A 20,315-nucleotide genomic window follows, 5' to 3' on the forward strand; every position below is an offset into this window, starting at 1 on the left:
GGGCAGGAATATTAAAGATAGCTGCCGTCTCAAATAAGGACATACCGTTTTCAATCATAAAGTTTAGTACGTCTAGTTTAAATTGTTGTGTGTAATTTGTACATCGTTTTAGAAAAGCTTCCAGACCATTCTGTTTATATTGGTTTACCCAATTCAAAATGATTGTGTCACTTATACCGAGCGATCTACCCATTTCTCGATAACTTTCATTTCCGTTCAAATAACGTAGAACGATTTGTATTTTTTCATCAGCTGTAAATTTAGCCATAGAAAAACTGCACCCCCAATTGTTAGGCTGTGTCTAACAATTGGGGTGCAGTTCAAAAACTGCTCTCTTTTTATTTGTTATTGAACTTTCTTTTTCCAAACACCTAGCGTAACAGCCGAGACAATTGTTCCAATTAATATAGAGAAAATATATAGTAACGGTTTATTTACTAACGCTATTACAAATAATCCACCATGCGGTGCCGGTAATGTAATTTGGAATAACATAGATAACGCACCTGCAATACTTGAACCAACAACACAACTTACGATTACTCGAACCGGATCTGCAGCTGCAAACGGAATCGCACCTTCTGTAATGAACGACGCTCCCATAATATAATTTGTTAAACCAGATTTACGTTCCGCTTCTGTAAACTTTGATTTAAAGAATGTAGTTGCGAATGCAATCGCAAGTGGTGGTACCATCCCACCAGCCATAACTGCTGAGTGCACTCCAAAATTCTGCGCTTCTATTGCAGCAATACCAAACGTAAATGCCGCTTTATTAATTGGCCCCCCCATATCAATTGCCATCATACCACCTAAAATAAGACCTAGTAATATAGCATTCGTACCGTTTAAACCATTTAACCACCCTGTCAACATTTCATTTAATGCTACTACAGGCGGAATTACTACTTTTTGCATTACAACTCCTGTAATCAATAATCCAAAGACTGGATATAACAATACAGGTTTAATTCCTTCTAATTGTACTGGTAGTCCTGAAAATAATCTTTTCAACCCTAAAACAACATATCCAGCTAAGAAACCAGCAATTAATCCACCTAAAAATCCAGCATTCGCATTCGCCGCTAAAAATCCACCTACAACACCAGGCATAAAACCAGGACGATCAGCAATAGAACTTGCAATAAATCCAGCTAAAATTGGTACAAGGAATAAAAACGCACCTGTTTTTCCTCCACCAATTGACATGAACAATTCAGCTAAAGGACCTTCCGCCTTTATACCACCAAACGAAAACGCTAGCGCTATTAAAATCCCGCCACCAACAACGAATGGAAGCATATTACTTACACCGCTCATTAAATGCTTATAAATTCCTAATCCTTTTTCTCCCTCAATACTTTCTGATTTCCCGTCCTCTTTTACACCTTTAAAGATTGGTGCATCTTGTTTGACAGCTCGCTTAAGCAGATTTTCCGTTTTTCGAATCCCATCAGCAACTGGCACTTGAATGACATGTTTACCAGCAAAACGATTCATTTCTACTTGTTTATCCGCCGCAACAATAATAGCTGTTGCACGTTCAATATCCTCTTTCGTTAAACCGTTTTTAATACCTGTTGATCCGTTTGTTTCAACTTTAATCGCTATTCCTAACTCTGTCGCTTTTGCTTTTAAGCTATCCGCTGCCATATATGTGTGAGCGATTCCAGTTGGACAAGCTGTAACAGCAAGTACGTACGGTTCATTTCCTTCTGGTTTTGCGACTTCAATCTCTTCTTCTTTTTCATTCTCTTTTTCATCAAATAGTTGAAGAAGCTCACTTTCATCCTTTGCTTCTAATAGTTGCTTGCGAAATCCTTCATCCATTAATAATGTCGATAAACGAGACAACGTTTCTAAATGAGTATTATTCGCTCCTTCACTTGCAGCAATCATAAAGAATAAGTGTGCTGGCTGTCCGTCAAGCGACTCATAGTTGATACCGCTTACACTTCTACCAAAACAAATCGATGGTTGTTTAACAGCCTTTGTCTTCGCATGAGGTATTGCAATACCTTCCCCTATTCCAGTCGTACTTTGGGCCTCCCGCTTTAAAATAGCTTCTTTAAATTCCGTTTTACTATTTAAACGATTTGCCCCGTTTAATTTCTCAACTAATTCATCTATGACAGCTTCTTTATTTGAAGCTGTCAAATCCATAATGACTGTATCCCTTTTTAATAGTTCTGTAATTTTCATATGTTGCTTCCCCCTATCGCTTAGCTACAATTACTTGCGACAATAATTCTTCTACTTTTTCCTTCTTACATAAATCAGCTGAAAATGCTGTTGCACTCCCTGTTGCAACGCCGTATTGAAATGCCTTTTCAATATCTTTTGTCTGTTCATATTTGCCTACAAACCCTGCAACAAGAGAATCCCCGGCCCCAACTGAATTAATTACAACACCTTTTGGAACAGTCGCTTCATATATACCTTCTGCCGTAAATAATAAAGCTCCCTCTCCAGCCATCGATACGATAACGTGTTTTACACCTTGTTCAATTAATTTTCTTCCATAAGGTAAAACGTCCTCTACTGTTGAAAGCTCCACTCCAAACAACTCACCAAGTTCATGGTGGTTTGGCTTAATTAAAAATGGCTTATTTTTAATTACATGTTGCAGTGCACTTCCACTTGCATCTACTACTACACGAATACCTTTTTCAGCTCCAAACGCAGCAATTGATTCGTAAAAGGTACTTGGAATAGAAACTGGTACACTCCCAGCAAGTACAACACAATCTCCAGGTTGCATACTCTCAATTTTTTTCATTAACTGTTCGAACTGCTCTTTTGTTACAATAGGACCTTGGCCATTTAATTCTGTTTCTTCTTCCCCTTTTATTTTCACATTAATGCGAGTATCTTCATCTACTTGGACGAAGTTTGTTGTTACACCTTCCGTCTGTAATACCTCTTTAATAAATTGACCAGTAAATCCACCAGTAAATCCAAGTGCTATATTTTTAACACCTAAACGCTGAAGAACACGAGAAACATTAATTCCTTTTCCTCCAGGAAACTTCATATCTTTTTCCGCTCGATTTATTGTTCCTAAATCAAAGGAAGAAACTTGCACTACATAATCAATAGATGGGTTTAAAGTAACTGTATAGATCATTGTTTATCAGCCTCAATTACATTGGTTTGTTGTTTATATTTTTCTAAATCAATTTCTAAATGGTTTGTAATAATATTTGCATCTTCAACATTTGCAATTTTCGCAAACGCAACTTCTGAAAACTTACTTTCATCAATTAAGAAATATCCTTCGTTTGCTAATGTTAATGCCATTTGTTTTAAGAGCGCTTCTTCTGGATCTGGCGTTGTAAAGCCAAGCTGTTCATGTACACCATTTGCACCTAAAAAACATTTATCAAAACGATACTTCTGCATACTTTCCTGTGCCATAGCACCGATTAAAGCTTTCGTCCTACTCTTCATCATTCCGCCTAGTAAATACGCACGAATATTATTTTCAACTAAAGCTTCAATATGCATAAGTCCATTCGTAACGACAGTAACATCTTTATTTATTAAAAATGGAATCATTTCAAATGTTGTACTTCCTGCATCTAAATAAATACAATCACCTTGTTCAATAACGCTAGCCGCATACTTAGCAATTTGTTGTTTTATTTGAATGTTTTTGGATGATTTTTCGACCATCGTTGGTTCTTGCCCTTTTCCTGTTAAAACAGCGGCACCACCATGAACTCTTTTTAATAACCTTTGCTTTTCCAATTGTGCTAAATCACGGCGAATTGTCGACTCAGAGCTTTCTGTTCTTTCAACTAATTGCTGTAATTTTACAACTTTCTGTTCTTTTACAAGTTGCAATATCATTTGATGACGTTCAGGAGTTAACATTTTATTCACCTCTTCTTTGATTACAGTATAATGAAAACGGTCACAAAAATCAACCATAAACAATCAAAAATAATCAAAAACATCCACAAACATTTATAAACAGCAAAAAAAGAAACCTATTCGATCAAACAATCAAATAGATTTCTTTTCTAGATTCACTTATAAAGAAGCTTTATATATACTTAAAACATCATCTTTATTTAATTTTTTAAAGTTACCAAATTCACCATACGCCATCGCTTTATCCGCCATTAAATCAATTTCATTTTCTCCAATAGCGTAATCAGATAATGTTACTGGCGCCTCAATTGAAGTCCAAAATTGACGTAACGCCTGAATTCCTTCTAACGCAATTTCTCGATCAGTCTTTCCATCTGTTTCTACATTGAATACTCGAATAGCAAACTGTTTAAAACGACTTACATTTCCCTCTACAACATGCTTCATCCAGTTCGGGAATAAAATCGCAAGGCCACCCCCGTGTGGTATATCATGAACAGCAGAAACTGCATGCTCAATATTATGAGTCGCCCAATCTCCTTTTACTCCCATTGCTAAAATGCCGTTTAACGCCATAGTACCACAATATAAAATAGTTTCTCTATGCTCATAATTTTCTAAATCACTTAAAAGCTTAGGAGCTGTCTCAATTACTGTTTTTAAAACAGCTTCACAATAACGATCTTGTAGTTCTGTATTCGTTCCATGATGGAAATATTGTTCTAATACGTGCGACATAATATCTACCATACCGTAAATTGTTTGATCTTTCGGTACAGAAGTAGTATGAACTGGATCTAAAATCGAAAACTGCGGGAAAGTAACCGGGCTACCCCATCCATACTTTTCATTCGTTTCCCAGTTTGTAATTACCGAGCCTGCATTCATTTCAGATCCTGTTGCTGCAAGAGTAAGTACAGTACCAAATGGTAATGCCTCATTAGCAAATGTTTTTTTCGTTACAATATCCCATACATCTCCATCGTACTTACTACCAGCTGCAATTGCCTTCGTACAGTCGATTACACTTCCTCCACCAACTGCTAAAATAAATTCAACACCATTCTCTTTACAAATTTGAATCCCTTTCTTTACAGTTGATACACGTGGATTCGGTTCAACACCTGTTAATTCAAATACTTCTGCATTAATATCCTTTAAAATAGAAATTACATTATCATAAATACCGTTTCTTTTAATGCTGCCTCCCCCGTATACGAGAAGAACTTTTTTACCGAACTGTGGAATTTCAGTTTTTAACTGTTCTAATTGACCTTTACCGAAAATAAGTTTCGTTGGATTACGAAATACAAAATTTTGCATATTTCTTTACCATCCCTTCTATATAAAAAGCAACTATACTTTTGTATACCATATTTTTTTCATTTCACAAAAATATTTGCCTAATAAAAAAATCCCAGCCTACAGGCTGAGATTTTTTTATTGGTAATAAGGTGAGATCATTAAGTAAACAATAACACCAGATAAACTTACATATAACCAAATCGGCATCGTCCAACGTACAATTTTACGGTGACGTGTTAATTGATTTGTAAAACCAAATACAAGCGCAAACAATGCAAGTGGTACGATAATTGCTGCTAGGATAATATGTGTAATTAAAATGATGAAATACACATATTTAATGAATCCTTCTCCGCCAAAATGTGTTGCCGGTGCTAAGTAATGATACGATAAATACGACACACAAAATAGTAAAGTTGTCGTAAATGCTGCAAGGATAAAACCACGATGCATTTTCACATTCTTTTTAATAATAGAGAATAACGCTGCTAATAAAAATACGAACGTAAAGCTATTAAAAATCGCGTTTAACATTGGTAAAATCGTTACATCAAAATGTACTTCTCCTTCATAGCCAACAGGTCCAAAGAACAAAAATAAAATAATCGCATTTACAATTACAGAAAGCGTTATCACAATAGGAGCATAGCTTTTCTGATTTGTTGATTGATCCACCAAAATGGTCACTCCCTCTTCCTTCAAGTATGTATACATAACCTCACTATTTTAACATATTATTCACAGTGTAAATGTGACAATAGTTTGACACAGCAAGACCAGACAAAGAAAAAAATCCTTCTTAATAAAACTTCTTAAGAAGGATTTTATCGCTTTATTATTCAAATAGCAATGCGATTAGTTTTTGTTAAAAAATGTATCGCTATATGCTTGAAAAATTTCAGACACTTGATATCCCATTAATGAAATTGCTGTTAATGAAAAGAAACCAATCATAAGAAATCGAAACCACATATAAATCTCCTCCTTGTATTTAGCTTAAAAAACATTCGCTATATTACAAGTTGAGTGGCACTCTTCATCGTCACTTTCCTTTTTCCTTACAATTGCTGTAATAAATCGAATCATAAAGAAAACTACAAAAGGAAATTGTTCGTAATTCACATTGGCATAGTTTAGCAACGGCTCGCGCTGCACATCGAACGGAGATGAGAAGGAATAGAACATACCTTGCTCTTCCATATATACAATTACAATTTTCATGCAAAATACGATTCCTAGAAACGAAACAATATCTTGCCATTCTGTCGTATATAACAGGTTATACAGCTCTAATACGTACTCTTCCATCATCATCCCCCCTTCCTTTTTTACCATTTTGCTCGCCTTCGTATAAAAAGTCAAGAAAAAAGTTTATATTCACTATGACAATAGTAATTACTTGTTTCTATGATTATATATGATTCTTTTATAGCAATGATTGGGTGTAACTCTCTTCGAAAATAAGAAAATTAGAATCGAACAGATTCCTCATTCTTACTTTTAGGATGCAAAACTGTGATATTTTTATTTCTATTAAAAATAAAATAAGAAAGTATGATAAGAACAGTAACAAACATTGTTAAAAATGCTTGTGAACGTAAAGTATCAATTGCGAACATCGCAACTAAAACTGCTATAATAGCAGCAATTGTAACATACGTTACATACGGAAAAAGCCACATTTTCACTTTCAAATTTTGTTGTTCTACTTTCCCCATTTTTTTACGCATCTTTAAATGCGAAACTGCAATAACGAGATAAACTAGTAACGCAATCCCGCCAGATGCATTCACTAAAAACAAAAAGACTTTATCTGGAGAAATGTAACTAAACACAACTCCAATATAAGCGAAGAAAGTTCCAAATAAAACCGCTCGAACGGGAACACCACTACTGTTCAATTTTAAAAATGACTTTGGAGCATCTCCTCTTTCTGCCATTGAAAAAAGCATTCTTGAATTTGTATATAAGCCTGAATTTAAGCAAGAAAGTACAGCTGTTAAAACGATAAAATTCATAATTTGTGCTGCCGCTGGTATTCCTATATGTTCAAGTACAGCTACAAATGGACTTTTTAATATGTTTGCTGAATTCCATGGCAGTAGCGTAACAACTACCGCTATAGACCCAATAAAAAATACAAGAATACGCCAAATCACACTGTTTGTTGCTGTTTTTACTGCTTTTACAGGTTCTGCAGATTCACCTGCGGCTACTGCTACAATCTCTGATCCCATAAATGAAAATATAACAACAGTAATTCCAAGCAGGACCGAACTTATACCGTTTGGCATAAATCCACCTTGTCCAATTAAATTCGAAGTGCCGGGTGCTTCTGTTCCTGGAACAAATCCTAAAATAACAGCAAGACCTAGACAAAGGAACAAAACAATACTTATTACTTTAATAAAAGAAAACCAATATTCAAACTCTCCAAATGATTTCACCGAAAAAACGTTCGTCAGCGTTAATAAAATTGTTAATATTAAACTTAATAACCAAAGCGGTATTTGTGGAATCCAATATTGGATAATACCAGCACCTGCTGTGGCTTCTATTGCAATAACAATTACCCAAAAAAACCAGTATAACCAGCCTATTGTATAACCCGCCCAAGGACCAATCGCTTCTCTTGCATACGTTGCAAATGAACCACTTGTCGGATTAACAGCTGCCATTTCTCCTAGCATTCTCATGACGAAAATGACTAGAAGTCCTGCTAATGCATATGAAACGATAGAACCTGGTCCTGCCGAATGTACAACTGCACCACTTCCAACAAACAAACCAGCCCCTATTACGCCGCCAATTGAAATCATTGTAATGTGGCGTATTTTGAGATCTTTCTTTAGATTTTTATCCAAATCTTGTACATCCCCTTCCAAACTAAATTTTGAAACTTATGTAAGAGTACTGTGCGAAAGATTTTGTTCTATACGTTAAAATATATCAAAATATTCTGAATTTAACAATTACAATTCAACCTTCTTCAAAAATTATTACATTAGGTTTAAACTTTCCCATACACAATTGTTGAGAAAATTATAGTCCCCTTACAAAAGAAAGAATTTTCAGATATTATTAAATAAACAAGATTATACATCTAGACAACTTTTTGTATAGGAGTGTTGATATGTTAAACAAGTTCAAATTTTTTTGTTGTATTTTAGTAATGTTCTTACTTCTACCGCTATCCCCTTTCCAAGCACAAGCAGCAAACAATTTAGGTTCAAAATTACTCGTTGGATATTGGCATAACTTTGATAACGGTACTGGCATTATTAAATTAAAAGACGTTTCACCAAAATGGGATGTAATCAATGTATCTTTTGGTGAAACTGGTGGTGATCGTTCCACTGTTGAATTTTCTCCTGTGTATGGTACAGATGCAGACTTCAAATCAGATATTTCTTATTTAAAAAGTAAAGGAAAGAAAGTAGTTCTTTCAATAGGTGGACAAAATGGAGTCGTTTTACTTCCTGACAATGCCGCTAAGGATCGTTTTATTAATTCCATACAGTCTCTAATCGATAAATACGGTTTTGATGGAATAGATATTGACCTTGAATCAGGTATTTACTTAAACGGAAATGATACTAATTTCAAAAATCCAACTACTCCCCAAATCGTAAATCTTATATCAGCTATTCGAACAATCTCAGATCATTATGGTCCAGATTTTCTATTAAGCATGGCTCCTGAAACAGCTTATGTTCAAGGCGGTTATAGCGCATATGGAAGCATATGGGGTGCATATTTACCAATTATTTACGGAATGAAAGATAAACTAACATACATTCATGTTCAACACTACAACGCTGGTAGCGGGATTGGAATGGACGGTAATAACTACAATCAAGGTACTGCAGACTACGAGGTCGCTATGGCAGATATGCTCTTACATGGTTTTCCTGTAGGTGGTAATGCAAATAACATTTTCCCAGCTCTTCGTTCAGATCAAGTCATGATTGGGCTTCCAGCAGCACCAGCGGCAGCTCCAAGTGGTGGATACATTTCGCCAACTGAAATGAAAAAAGCTTTAAATTATATCATTAAAGGAGTTCCGTTCGGAGGAAAGTATAAACTTTCTAACCAGAGTGGCTATCCTGCATTCCGCGGCCTAATGTCTTGGTCTATTAATTGGGATGCAAAAAACAACTTCGAATTCTCAAATAACTATAGAACATATTTTGATGGTCTTTCCTTGCAAAAATAACAAAGTAAAACTATAATTAGCCCCCATCAATCGGACATTTATGGGCAATCAATGCAGGATAAAAACAACAATAGGACCCTTTATAGGTCCTATTGTTGTTTTTTATTTATGAAAATTACTTTGTCACATCTAAAGTTTTAAGAAACTGTTTTCCATCGCCCAACATCGCACGTTCCTCCGAATCATATTGTTAAATATTCTAGTCACTCTTTTGCTTCAACACAAAAACTGAAAGTTCAGGTACACTACAAAATCTAACAGGCATCCTAGTAGTCCCAATACCACGATTTACATATAAATATAACTGCTTACTCTTCCCCTCCACTTCATACATACCTTCAACATAACTCTCAGCTAGTTTGGTAGTAATTAACGGACCTACAAAAGGGATTTGGACTTGTCCTCCGTGACTATGTCCTGACAGTTGAAGATCAACTGGGTAACGATTTATTTTGGTTACAACATCCGGCTCATGTACTAATAACATGTTGAAATCATTTTGTTTCAAGTTTTTTAAAGTTGAATCTATTTTCGGCTTCCCTAATAGAAAATCATCCAAACCTGATATTGTAATATATTTGCCGTTTTCCACTTTAATTTTCTGCACTTCATTTACTAATACAGAAAAACCAGCTTCCTCCATATATTTTTTGTAAAATAAACTACCGCCCCCGCCCCTATCATGATTCCCAAACACAGCATATTTCCCTAAGGGAGCATAAATTTTCTGCAAAATAGCCTTCGCTCCCTCTCTTTCTGCACTATAAGAACCAAATTTATCTATTAAATCTCCGGTAAAAACTACTATATCTGGATGTAATTCATTCATCTTCTCCACCAAATGTTCAAGTTGCTTCAATGTAAACTCTGGCCCTAAATGTACATCTGAAAACTGTAATATTTTTTTATTATTAAATTCTTTAGGAATTGCAGAAGCTTCTATTTCATTCCATGTAACTGTTACTAGTTTTCGTTCTATTTCTGTCGCATAATAATACAAACTTACTAGTATCATTAATATACTTATAAAACTAATAATAAATATCTTTACGATTGATTTTTTTCGTTCTTTTTTTACATGATTCGTATTCATGTTTTCACCTCTAGAAACACTTTAAATCCTTATTGTTACATTAATGTGACAACATGAACAATGTTATTAATATGTAATTTCCTCCCTATTCACTTTGACAATTTTATACAGAAGTCATACCATATTTTTATAATACATATATTTTCGAATCTTTTTCTATTCATTCCATCATTTTATTACGGAGGGGTTATTCATGTCTGTATTTACACCAGAAGAAATTACGGAACTTGCTGCGAATTCCGGAAGGAAAAAAGCTCATTTATCATTACTCCCTATGCTAATTCTCGGTTTTTTTGGCGGTGCTTTTATCGCATTAGGGTATTTACTCGATATTCATGTTATTGGAACAATGCCAAAATATTGGGGATCATTTACTAGTTTTCTAGGCGCTGCTGTATTCCCTATCGGTCTTATTCTCGTTATTCTTGCAGGCGGTGAACTAGTAACTGGTAACATGATGACAGTTTCTATGGCTTGGCTTCAAAAGAAAATTACTTTATTTCATTTCATACGAAATTTAGTTATTGTTACGTTTAGCAATTTCATAGGGGCTGTATTTGTAGCCTACTTTTTCGGCCATATCGTTGGCTTAACTGAAGGAGCTTTTTTAGCGAAAACTATTTCTATCGCTCAAGCGAAACTACAAGATACACCATTGCAAGCATTTATTTCTGCAATCGGATGTAATTGGCTCGTTTGTTTAGCTGTTTGGCTCAGTATGGGAAGTAAAGAATTTATCGGAAAGATTATCGGTATTTGGTTCCCAGTTATGACTTTTGTTGCAATTGGATTTCAACACGTTGTAGCAAATATGTTTGTCATCCCAGCCGCAATTTTTGCCGGTCATTTCACTTGGGCTGAATATTTTCCAAACTTTATTTTTGTTTTCTTTGGAAATTTAGTAGGAGGTATGTTATTTGTAGCACTACCTTACTTCATATCTTATAATAAGAAACTATCTTCTTATCAAGAGAAGACTGAAATGAAGAACAAATCTCTGTCGGCTTAAATAGAATGTCTATAAAGAACCCTAAAAATATTACAAATTTCATTTTTTTTGCGAATATATGTACGTACACTTGTTCTCGAATGTTTTATACGTTATAATAACAACTTAAATAGCATTATTTACATATGAGGTGAAAAACATGAACAAAACAGAATTAATTAAAAACGTAGCACAAAATGCTGAGATTTCTCAAAAAGAAGCTACTGTAGTTGTACAAACTGTAGTAGAATCAATCACTAACACTTTAGCTGCTGGTGAAAAAGTACAACTTATCGGATTCGGTACATTCGAAGTTCGCGAAAGAGCTGCTCGTACAGGCCGTAACCCACAAACTGGTGAAGAAATGCAAATCGCAGCTTCTAAAGTACCTGCTTTCAAAGCTGGTAAAGAACTAAAAGAAGCTGTAAAATAATGAAAAATATCCTTCTCATTTATGAGAAGGATATTTTTTCATAACATAATTAATAAAAATCTGACCATTATGCTGTTTCTTTTGTTCTTTTATGCAAATAAAATCTTTACTTTCAAAAAAAGGTTTTGCGGTAATGCTCGCCTCTGTATATATCTCCCTATGTCCCAAGTTCACTGCTTCTTTTTCTAACTTCTGTAGTATGTATGAAGCGACTCTTTTCCCTTGATAATCTTTATGCGTAAATAAACGATCTACGTAACGATCATCGTTATAATCCCCAAACCCCACAATCATACCTTTATGATCCGCTACATAGCTAATATTCTTTTCTAAAGACTGTAACCAATTTTCTCTATCTAGTCGCTCCGGTGCCCACGCCTGTAGCTGTAACTCATTATAATCTTTTGCATTAACCGTATGAACTGTTTCATAGAACAATTGTAATACTTGATCTAAATCTTTTTTCTGGAATGTTCTAATTATAATATCTTTTAACATATATAAGTCTCCTTACCAAACTACCTCTTAACTTTTCTACTACATACGATTCTATATTTCTGCTTTATTATATCGTTTTAATTTCTATACGAACAAAAAAACAATACTTATTCAAGTATTGTTTTTTAATTCTATTCAATTACTTAATGTAGCTTTTTAAGGTTTTAATTTAACTCTTTGTAATCGTAATGCATTTAATACAACGGATACAGAACTAAATGCCATCGCTGCTCCAGCAACCCAAGGGGCTAAGAAACCTAATGCCGCAATTGGAATTCCTAACGCGTTATAAGCTAATGCCCAGAATAAATTTTGTTTAATATTTCTTATCGTCATTTTACTCATAAATATCGCATCAGCAATACTATTTAAGTCACCGCGGATTAACGTTATATCCGCTGCTTCCATCGCTACATCCGTTCCCGTTCCAATTGCCATACCAATGTTCGCTGTAGCAAGAGCAGGAGCATCATTTATCCCGTCTCCAACCATCGCTACTTTCTTACCATTTGCTTGCAGTTTTTTCACTTCTTCTGCTTTTCCTTCTGGCAATACTTCTGCAATTACGTGATCAATACCAACTTGCTTTGCAATTGCCTGAGCAGTTTGTGTATTATCTCCTGTAATCATCACAACGTCTAGACCCATTTTTTTCAGTCTTGCGATAGCTGCTTTTGAAGTATCTTTCACAGTATCTGCAACGGCAACTATACCAGCATATTCTTTATCGATTGCAATAAGCATTGCTGTTTTTCCTTCTCGTTCTAGCGCTTCCATTGATTTAGAAACTTCTTCAATATCAATATTGAATTTCTTCATTAATCGACGTGTACCAATTAATAAGTGTTTTCCTTCTACAACTGATTCGATACCAAATCCCGGAATCGCTTCAAACGTTTCTGAACTTTGGATATCAATTTTCTTTTCTTTAATTCCTTCTACAATCGCTTCTGCAAGCGGATGTTCAGAATTTCTTTCTGCTGCCCCTACTAATCTAAGCAGTTCATTTTCATTGAATCCATCTGCTACAATTACATCTGTTAATACCGGCTTCCCATTTGTCACTGTACCCGTTTTATCTAGAATAACCGTATCTAATCGGTGCGTTGCTTCTAAATGCTCTCCACCTTTAAATAAAATACCATACTCAGCCGATCTTCCTGATCCTGCCATAATAGATGTAGGCGTTGCAAGACCTAATGCACATGGACAAGCAATAACAAGTACTGCTATCATTTTCTCAAGTGCTCCGCCAAAATCACCAGGTGTAACAAATATCATCCATACTGCAAATGTGATAATCGCAATCACAACTACAACCGGTACGAAAATACCTGAAATTTGATCTGCTACCCTTTGAATAGGAGCTTTTGAACCTTGTGCCTCTTCTACTACTTTAATAATTTGAGCTAATGCAGTATCTCTTCCTACCTTAGTTGCTTTCACTTTTAAAAATCCATTTTTATTTATTGTCGAACCTATTACTACATCCCCAATTGACTTATCAACAGGAATACTTTCACCCGTTAACATCGATTCATCAATTGCTGACTTTCCTTCTACAATCTCACCATCTACTGGTATTTTTTCACCAGGCTTTACATAGACGATATCACCAGCTACTACTTCTTCAATCAAAATTTTTATTTCTGTTCCATCTCGCACAACTGTAGCTGTCTTCGCTTGTAAACCCATCAATTTTTTAATTGCTTCTGATGAGCGCCCTTTTGCTTTCGCTTCAAATAATTTACCTAAAATAATTAATGTAATAAGTACCGCACTCGTTTCAAAATATAAATCTGTCATATGTTCCGAAGAACCAATAGATTGAATACTTAAATATACACTATAGAAGTACGCGGCCGACGTTCCAAGCGCCACGAGAACGTCCATATTAGCACTTTTATTGCGTAACGCTTTATAAGCCCCAACATAAAACTGTCCACCAATGATAAATTGAACAGGAGTTGCAAGTGCTAGTTGCACCCAAGGGTTCATTAACATATCCGGTAAATAAATAAATGACGTAAATGAGAAATGACTAACCATTGCCCACAATAATGGGAAAGATAAAATAAACGAAATAATAAACTTCTTCTTTTGTCTTTCAATTTCTTGTAATCGATGATCAGTTGATGCATCTTGATCATCTGGTTTCACTTCTAATTTATATCCTAGCTTCGTAATCGCGCTCTTCATTTCATTTACATTAACTTCATCAGGGTTAAAGTCTACTGTGGCTGATTCTAAAGCAAAATTTACTGTCGCCTTGTTCACACCATCTAACTTATTTAAACGCTTTTCAACTCTATTTGCACATGCTGCACATGTCATTCCTGAAACAGTAAATTCAGCTTTATCACTTACAATTCCATATCCTAATGATTCAACTTTTTCTTTAAATTGTTGCGGATTTGTTTTAGTTGGATCGTACATTATTTTTGTTTTTTCAAGCGCAAAATTTACATTTGCCTCATGAACACCTTCTACTTTTTTTAGACCTTTTTCAATTCTATTTGCACATGCCGCACATGTCATTCCTGATATTTGAAGATTGGCCTCTTTTTTTTCATTCATGTCTCTCACCTCTATATACCCTTATGAGGTATAATGATTAGCAAAATAAATCGTACTTCATTTAAAGTACGATTTATTTTCATATCTAAAAATAATTATTGAACATCGTATCCTTGATCTTCGATTACAGCAACGATATCTTTTAATGTGACAGCAGACGAGTCGATAGTAACTTCAACAGTTCCTTCTGCTAATTGAACCTTCACTTGTTCAACACCGTTTAGCTCTTTCACACTGCTTTCGATAGCATTTACACAATGTCCACAAGACATACCTTCAACCTGTAATGTTAACTGTTCCATTTAAAATCCTCCTCTTGTTTATTCATTGTTTGTTAATCACAATTACATCTTACCATACCCCCCTAAGGTAATCAATGGTTTTGTATCATGATTTTTCAATTATTTTCTAAAAGTTTATTTTACACACACTTTTTCACTACAATACACCCAAATCCAATATGAGGGTAAACAAAAAAACAAGCCAGTTAAATACTAGCTTGTTTTTACGCTTTTGAAAAACGTTCAAATACTGTCATTAATTCTTCAATTGCTTCGTCACCATTTCCATTTTTAATAGCTCCTGAAACACAATGACTCGTATGATTTTTGAGAACGCCCATTCCTACTTTTTTCATCGCTGCATTAATCGCTGAAATTTGCACTAAAATATCTACGCAATAACGATCATTTTCAATCATGTTTTGAATACCGCGGACCTGTCCTTCAATTCTCTTTAATCTATTTATAATCTGTTCTTTTTCTTTTTCTGATCTATGTGTTACTGCTTCATGCTCTTTATGATCCATATTATCACCTTCTTAAAGTTTCTCTTCATCCAATAAAACAATTGTTTTTTATGAGTATACCAATTATAGCATTAAATATCTACGCATGATACCCCATAAGAGTATATTTACACTTTATGATTATTCTTAACAACGCATTAGCTTCTTAATCTCAATTTTCAGTATACCCTTTCCTTTTTGTCAAAAAATCATTATATCTCTCATCAAAATTCAATAAAGTGAAACAAGAATAAGCGGGGATTACCCGCCCCCGCTTATTCTTCGTCTATAATGTTTTAATTTAAATTTTCAGATATTTAACCCGAGAATTTTTTCTTTCCATATATAATTATTGCTGATCACATACTTTTGTATCATTCACTACTGAAGTTCCTTCAACGGTTACCGTATGAAAACAGTCATTTACTCGAACTGTCACAACATTATCTTGCCGATCAATGATATGATATTCATTAAAATTTTTATTTAGAGCACTGCGAATTTGTTCTCCTTCATAAATTGGAATGCCATGTGATAGAACCCAAATAAGTCCAGCGATAGCAAGAATTGTTTTCATACGATCTACCTCCTTGGGAATATAGTGAACTTTTCATCCATGGTTTTTCAGCTCTACGAATCCTGATTGTAATAAACCAAGCCTTTTGGAAATAAGTTCATTTCGTCTATTTTATGTTTATGCTAATTGTGACCGAATTGTGACAACTTTTTGTCTCTTTAGACGAAAAGTTGAAACAAAACTTTCGAAAAGGACAATTCTACACATTAAAAAAGGTTATGGAATGTTTCATCCATAACCTTTTTTCCTATACGTAACTAATAAACCTCAATCCTTTACTTAAAGACGTCGGCACAACAGATGCATGATTCTCCCCTTCAGCTTCATAAAACTTAAATTTAAGTTTATCGTGGTTTACTTGGAGAAGGCGCTCTGATAATTCATTTGCACCTACAACCATATGCTCTCGTTCAAGTGATCCAACTGTAAGGAACACTCCTGTTTCAAACTTAGCATTGTTTAATTCAATTATAAGGTTCTCTTCTTTTTCAAGAACGGATTTATTATTCCACCATATAGATGGACTACTAATAAAATAATTTTGAAAAGCATTCAAGTTTGTAAATAGTATATGCAAAGCGAATAGGCCACCTAAAGAATGCCCAAATAAAGTTTGCTTACCTTTATCAATCTCAAAATTCTTTTCAATTTGTGGTTTCAGTTCTTCTTCAATAAAAGTAAAGAAATTATGTGCTCCTCCTGTTTTAGGCCACGGTTTACCGTCTGGTTTTAAAGGGGCATCTTTTGAAATTACGCTAGGCGTAAAATCATAGCACCTTTCTTCCCCTGAAAATGCGCCTTCAATTGGATAACCCACTCCTACTATAATAGCTGGTGAAACACCGGTTTTTTCCGCTCTTACTGATTGTATTTTAACTGCTTCATGAAATGTTTGAAAAAAGGCATTGCCATCTAATACGTAAATGACAGGATATCCTGAATCCGGTGCTGGTTGCTTCGGCTTTGAAATATGAATTTGATATTCCTTACCTTCTAATTTTGAATACATTTTCCACTGCTCTGTATTAGATGTTATAATCTGCTGTTTTTCAACTGTAGTATTCACCCTATCCCCCCCTTTTTAACTTGTTACATATATTTCGATTTTTTCTTCTTGAGATACAACGCTATCATAACCGAAACAAACAGGAGCCCCGTTATACGGATCAATCATGACACGCGCATCAATATGAAATACTTCTTTTAACACTTCATTTGTAATGATTTCTTCTGGGCTACCAGTTGTAACAATTTCGCCTTCCTTCATTGCAATAATTTCATCTGAAAACCTTGATGCATGGTTAATATCATGTAATACCATAACAACCGTACAATTATGTTCTTTATTTAACTTCTCCACAATTTGTAATACATCTAATTGATGAGACATATCAAGGTATGTAGTTGGCTCATCTAATAGCAACACTTCTGTCTCTTGTGCTAATGCCATCGCTAGCCATACCTTTTGTCTTTGACCACCTGATAAATTTGCAATTTGTCTCGTTCGAAATTCAGAAGTTTTCGTTATATCTAATGCCCAATCAATCATTTCTTTATCTTTTGTCGTTAACTTATTTACGTTATTTCGATGTGGATAGCGTCCATAAGAAATTAATTCTTCCACTTTAAGCTCACCTGGTGCAATTGGAGTTTGCGGGAGTAAAGCTAACTGCTTCGCAATTTCTTTCGTTGGAATTGTATGTAAATCCTGTCCTTGCAAATATATTTTACCGCTTTTTTGTTTTAAAATTCTTCCCATTGTTTTTAACAATGTCGATTTACCGCAACCGTTTGGACCTATAATTGTCGTTACTTTTCCTTCTTGTATTTCCACATTTAAATCGCGAAACACTGTAAGCTTTTCATAACTTGTTTCTAAATTTTTTGCACTTAAAATACTCACTTTTATTCCTCCTCTTACGCTTTCGCCTTATAAAGTAAATATAAGAAATACGGTACACCGACAATAGAAATAACGATTCCCACTGGTAGCTCTACAGGTGTAAAAACTGTTTTCGCAATAAAGTCTGAAGCAATTACAAGAAACATTCCGATTACGCCGCACGTAGGAATTATATACTTATGTTGAATACCGACAAGCCTTTTCGCTATATGCGGTGCCATTAAGCCAATAAAACCGATACTCCCTGAAACAGCAACACATGCGCTCACAAGCCCGATACTACTTAATAGTAAAATCGATTTCTCTCTTTCTACTGAAACACCTAAACTTGTAATACTCGTTTCTTCCAATTGAAATAAATCTAATAAATAAGCTTTCTTTTGTATAAGCGGAATTAAGATAATAAGCCATGGTAACATAGCCACAATATACTTCCAGTTTGCACTATATATGCTTCCAGACACCCACACTGCGGCCATTTCAAAATCAGTTGACTTCATTTTGAGTGATAAGTACATAGAAAAGGCTCCAAATCCTGATCCAATTGCAATCCCTGTTAATAAAAGTCGCTGCGAATCTAATTTACCGTTTTTCCAAGAAAACAGATAAATGATGATAGCTGCACCTAATCCGCCTACTAAACCAAACATTGGCATCATCATAATAGAAACCCAGTCTGTGCTTTTTAATTGCCCTTGAAAGAAAAACATAAAAATGACAATCGCTGTTCCTGCTCCGGCATTTACGCCTAAAATACCTGGGTCCGCCAACCCATTTCTCGTAATCCCTTGAATAACGGCACCCGCAACACCAAGGCCTAATCCTACTAATCCAGCAATTACGATGCGCGGAAGGCGAAACTCAAAAATAACTAAATCATGTTCTGGTACTGGATCAATTCTAAACAGTGTTTTAAATACATCTGTAATCGTAATGTCGAACGTACCATTTGTTAAACTAATATAAATAGCACATAGTATTAAAAATATAATAATCCCCATCGTCATTCCGAAACGTTGACTTGAACTTTTAAGCATGTCTCTCTCCTCCTCTAGTACGGATTAAATAAAGGAAGAAAGGAATTCCAATTAAAGAGGTAACGACTCCAATAGGTGTTTCAAATGGATAGTTTACAAATCTACTCAAAACGTCACATAACGCTAAGAAAACGCCACCAATAACACCTGCACATGGCAAAATCCACTTATAATCTACCCCAATTATAAAGCGCGTAATGTGCGGAATAATTAAACCTACAAAACCAACTTTCCCCACTAAAGCAACTGCTGTTCCTGTTAAGAAAATTACCGATAAAATTGCCATCGCTTTAACTAGTTTTGTACGTTGCCCTAAATTAATAGAAACCTCTTCGCCTAATGAAAGAATGGTAATAGATTTTGATATTAACAATGCTAAAATTATTCCAATTATCCCAAACGGTATCGTGATTTTAATGATATTGGGATCTACTTGATCTAACTTTGCATTAAACCAAAAACTAACATTTTGAGAAATTTGGAAATACGAAGCCATTGCAGCCGATACACTACTTAAAAATGTTCCAATAACTGTTCCTATAATCGCTAACCTAACTGGTGATAAGCCATTTTGAAGGAGCGAACCAAAACCAAACACGATACCGGCTCCTAGTGCAGAACCAATCATTGAACATACAACCATACCAATTGATGACATTCCCGGAAGAAAAATCATGCTAAGTGTAATAACAAAGGCAGCGCCATCCGTCACACCCATAATAGAAGGGGATGCAAGATAGTTTCTTGTCATCCCCTGCATAAGTGCTCCTGATATGGCTAGAAATGCTCCGACTAAAAGAGCTGCAACTACCCTTGGTAAACGTGAAGTAATAATAATATTATGATTTACATCGCTTGAATCAAAATGAAATAATGCGTTCCACACTGTTTCAGCGTCAATACTTTTTGCCCCATACAAAATCGAAAGTATAATTGTAAATAAGATGAGTATGGGTGCTATACATAATATAGTTACTGGTACTGCATTTGTTTTCTGCATATCATTCAACGCACCTTACTTATTG

21 protein-coding genes are annotated in these 20,315 nt (G+C 34.9%); 3 read left to right on the forward strand and 18 right to left on the reverse strand.

The window, feature by feature from the left end:
- From BLT20_RS19040 to gabP, 8 genes are all read right to left on the reverse strand, one after another.
- Nucleotides 1-268: helix-turn-helix domain-containing protein (locus tag BLT20_RS19040; RefSeq protein ID WP_139195750.1), on the reverse strand; the 268-nt coding region annotated here is incomplete at its 3' end.
- A 77-nt stretch (nucleotides 269-345) separates the two neighbouring features.
- Entirely contained in the window at nucleotides 346-2,202 is a 1,857-nt protein-coding gene (locus BLT20_RS19045; RefSeq protein WP_000704606.1) for a PTS fructose transporter subunit IIABC, read from the reverse strand.
- Between the two features lie 13 nt (nucleotides 2,203-2,215).
- Nucleotides 2,216-3,127: a 1-phosphofructokinase gene (gene pfkB / locus BLT20_RS19050; RefSeq protein WP_000640859.1), complete on the reverse strand. Its 912-nt coding sequence runs from the start codon at nucleotides 3,125-3,127 to the stop codon at nucleotides 2,216-2,218.
- Nucleotides 3,124-3,876, reverse strand: coding sequence for a DeoR/GlpR family DNA-binding transcription regulator (locus tag BLT20_RS19055; protein ID WP_000957279.1), 753 nt, complete (start codon nucleotides 3,874-3,876; stop codon nucleotides 3,124-3,126). The genes pfkB and BLT20_RS19055 overlap by 4 nt, the downstream gene beginning before the upstream one ends.
- Nucleotides 3,877-4,035: 159 nt before the next feature.
- Nucleotides 4,036-5,199, reverse strand: a complete 1,164-nt coding sequence (locus tag BLT20_RS19060) for an iron-containing alcohol dehydrogenase (protein ID WP_001179093.1) — start codon at nucleotides 5,197-5,199, stop codon at nucleotides 4,036-4,038.
- Between the two features lie 117 nt (nucleotides 5,200-5,316).
- Nucleotides 5,317-5,859 carry a DUF420 domain-containing protein gene (locus BLT20_RS19065; RefSeq protein WP_000228315.1) on the reverse strand — a complete coding sequence of 181 codons (543 nt, stop codon included), beginning with the start codon at nucleotides 5,857-5,859 and terminating at the stop codon, nucleotides 5,317-5,319.
- 318 nt (nucleotides 5,860-6,177) lie between these two features.
- Nucleotides 6,178-6,516: a hypothetical protein gene (locus BLT20_RS19075; RefSeq protein ID WP_002026213.1), complete on the reverse strand. Its 339-nt coding sequence runs from the start codon at nucleotides 6,514-6,516 to the stop codon at nucleotides 6,178-6,180.
- A 134-nt stretch (nucleotides 6,517-6,650) separates the two neighbouring features.
- Complete coding sequence (gene gabP / locus BLT20_RS19080; protein WP_000360111.1) at nucleotides 6,651-8,045, reverse strand: GABA permease; 1,395 nt, start codon at nucleotides 8,043-8,045, stop codon at nucleotides 6,651-6,653.
- Nucleotides 8,046-8,314: 269 nt separating this feature from the next.
- Here gabP and BLT20_RS19090 point away from each other — a divergent pair, with 269 nt between their 5' ends.
- On the forward strand, nucleotides 8,315-9,397 hold the full coding sequence (locus BLT20_RS19090; RefSeq protein WP_000932435.1) for a chitinase: 1,083 nt from the start codon (nucleotides 8,315-8,317) through the stop codon (nucleotides 9,395-9,397).
- A 199-nt stretch (nucleotides 9,398-9,596) separates the two neighbouring features.
- On the opposite strand, the gene BLT20_RS19095 is transcribed toward BLT20_RS19090, so the two are convergent.
- Entirely contained in the window at nucleotides 9,597-10,490 is an 894-nt protein-coding gene (locus BLT20_RS19095; protein WP_001095336.1) for a metallophosphoesterase, read from the reverse strand.
- A 193-nt stretch (nucleotides 10,491-10,683) separates the two neighbouring features.
- On the opposite strand from BLT20_RS19095, the gene BLT20_RS19100 reads away from it, so the two are divergent.
- Nucleotides 10,684-11,499, forward strand: a complete 816-nt coding sequence (locus tag BLT20_RS19100) for a formate/nitrite transporter family protein (RefSeq protein ID WP_000110545.1) — start codon at nucleotides 10,684-10,686, stop codon at nucleotides 11,497-11,499.
- A gap of 139 nt (nucleotides 11,500-11,638) precedes the next feature.
- Complete coding sequence (locus BLT20_RS19105; protein ID WP_001043904.1) at nucleotides 11,639-11,911, forward strand: HU family DNA-binding protein; 273 nt, start codon at nucleotides 11,639-11,641, stop codon at nucleotides 11,909-11,911.
- Between the two features lie 15 nt (nucleotides 11,912-11,926).
- Here BLT20_RS19105 and BLT20_RS19110 read toward each other — a convergent pair whose 3' ends face one another.
- The 9 genes from BLT20_RS19110 to BLT20_RS19150 form a co-directional block, all read right to left on the reverse strand.
- Nucleotides 11,927-12,409 (reverse strand): GNAT family N-acetyltransferase, encoded by a 483-nt coding sequence (locus tag BLT20_RS19110; RefSeq protein ID WP_000910167.1) that lies wholly within the window; start codon nucleotides 12,407-12,409, stop codon nucleotides 11,927-11,929.
- A 156-nt stretch (nucleotides 12,410-12,565) separates the two neighbouring features.
- Nucleotides 12,566-14,986, reverse strand: a complete 2,421-nt coding sequence (locus BLT20_RS19115; RefSeq protein ID WP_001003179.1) for a heavy metal translocating P-type ATPase — start codon at nucleotides 14,984-14,986, stop codon at nucleotides 12,566-12,568.
- A 95-nt stretch (nucleotides 14,987-15,081) separates the two neighbouring features.
- Complete coding sequence (gene copZ, locus BLT20_RS19120) at nucleotides 15,082-15,288, reverse strand: copper chaperone CopZ (RefSeq protein ID WP_000436973.1); 207 nt, start codon at nucleotides 15,286-15,288, stop codon at nucleotides 15,082-15,084.
- A 203-nt stretch (nucleotides 15,289-15,491) separates the two neighbouring features.
- The gene (locus tag BLT20_RS19125; RefSeq protein ID WP_000349637.1) at nucleotides 15,492-15,794 is read right to left on the reverse strand and encodes a metal-sensing transcriptional repressor; all 303 of its coding nucleotides are present in this window, start codon (nucleotides 15,792-15,794) and stop codon (nucleotides 15,492-15,494) included.
- Nucleotides 15,795-16,122: 328 nt separating this feature from the next.
- On the reverse strand, nucleotides 16,123-16,350 hold the full coding sequence (locus tag BLT20_RS19130; RefSeq protein ID WP_000849103.1) for a hypothetical protein: 228 nt from the start codon (nucleotides 16,348-16,350) through the stop codon (nucleotides 16,123-16,125).
- Between the two features lie 247 nt (nucleotides 16,351-16,597).
- On the reverse strand, nucleotides 16,598-17,416 hold the full coding sequence (locus BLT20_RS19135; RefSeq protein ID WP_001098699.1) for an alpha/beta hydrolase: 819 nt from the start codon (nucleotides 17,414-17,416) through the stop codon (nucleotides 16,598-16,600).
- A 15-nt stretch (nucleotides 17,417-17,431) separates the two neighbouring features.
- Nucleotides 17,432-18,253 carry an ABC transporter ATP-binding protein gene (locus tag BLT20_RS19140; RefSeq protein WP_000025755.1) on the reverse strand — a complete coding sequence of 274 codons (822 nt, stop codon included), beginning with the start codon at nucleotides 18,251-18,253 and terminating at the stop codon, nucleotides 17,432-17,434.
- A gap of 14 nt (nucleotides 18,254-18,267) precedes the next feature.
- A complete protein-coding gene (locus tag BLT20_RS19145) occupies nucleotides 18,268-19,290 on the reverse strand; it encodes a FecCD family ABC transporter permease (protein WP_000920450.1) in 1,023 nt (340 codons plus the stop codon).
- Nucleotides 19,283-20,290, reverse strand: coding sequence for a FecCD family ABC transporter permease (locus BLT20_RS19150; RefSeq protein ID WP_001173042.1), 1,008 nt, complete (start codon nucleotides 20,288-20,290; stop codon nucleotides 19,283-19,285). Before BLT20_RS19150 ends, BLT20_RS19145 begins: the two co-directional genes overlap by 8 nt.
- Nucleotides 20,291-20,315: the final 25 nt, after the last annotated feature.

Origin of the sequence: Bacillus sp. cl96 (assembly GCF_900100505.1) — a bacterium.
Classification (GTDB): Bacteria; Bacillota; Bacilli; order Bacillales; family Bacillaceae_G; genus Bacillus_A; species Bacillus_A cereus.

Bases quoted from the DNA above. Each gene is read 5' to 3' on its own strand.
- BLT20_RS19045 (WP_000704606.1), bottom strand. From the start codon at position 2,202: ATGAAAATTACAGAACTATTAAAAAGGGATACAGTCATTATGGATTTG.
- pfkB (WP_000640859.1), bottom strand. From the start codon at position 3,127: ATGATCTATACAGTTACTTTAAACCCATCTATTGATTATGTAGTGCAA.
- BLT20_RS19055 (WP_000957279.1), bottom strand. From the start codon at position 3,876: ATGTTAACTCCTGAACGTCATCAAATGATATTGCAACTTGTAAAAGAA.
- BLT20_RS19060 (WP_001179093.1), bottom strand. From the start codon at position 5,199: ATGCAAAATTTTGTATTTCGTAATCCAACGAAACTTATTTTCGGTAAA.
- BLT20_RS19075 (WP_002026213.1), bottom strand. From the start codon at position 6,516: ATGGTAAAAAAGGAAGGGGGGATGATGATGGAAGAGTACGTATTAGAG.
- BLT20_RS19090 (WP_000932435.1), top strand. From the start codon at position 8,315: ATGTTAAACAAGTTCAAATTTTTTTGTTGTATTTTAGTAATGTTCTTA.
- BLT20_RS19095 (WP_001095336.1), bottom strand. From the start codon at position 10,490: ATGAATACGAATCATGTAAAAAAAGAACGAAAAAAATCAATCGTAAAG.
- BLT20_RS19100 (WP_000110545.1), top strand. From the start codon at position 10,684: ATGTCTGTATTTACACCAGAAGAAATTACGGAACTTGCTGCGAATTCC.
- BLT20_RS19105 (WP_001043904.1), top strand. From the start codon at position 11,639: ATGAACAAAACAGAATTAATTAAAAACGTAGCACAAAATGCTGAGATT.
- BLT20_RS19110 (WP_000910167.1), bottom strand. From the start codon at position 12,409: ATGTTAAAAGATATTATAATTAGAACATTCCAGAAAAAAGATTTAGAT.
- BLT20_RS19115 (WP_001003179.1), bottom strand. From the start codon at position 14,986: ATGAATGAAAAAAAAGAGGCCAATCTTCAAATATCAGGAATGACATGT.
- copZ (WP_000436973.1), bottom strand. From the start codon at position 15,288: ATGGAACAGTTAACATTACAGGTTGAAGGTATGTCTTGTGGACATTGT.
- BLT20_RS19125 (WP_000349637.1), bottom strand. From the start codon at position 15,794: ATGGATCATAAAGAGCATGAAGCAGTAACACATAGATCAGAAAAAGAA.
- BLT20_RS19130 (WP_000849103.1), bottom strand. From the start codon at position 16,350: ATGAAAACAATTCTTGCTATCGCTGGACTTATTTGGGTTCTATCACAT.
- BLT20_RS19145 (WP_000920450.1), bottom strand. From the start codon at position 19,290: ATGCTTAAAAGTTCAAGTCAACGTTTCGGAATGACGATGGGGATTATT.
- BLT20_RS19150 (WP_001173042.1), bottom strand. From the start codon at position 20,290: ATGCAGAAAACAAATGCAGTACCAGTAACTATATTATGTATAGCACCC.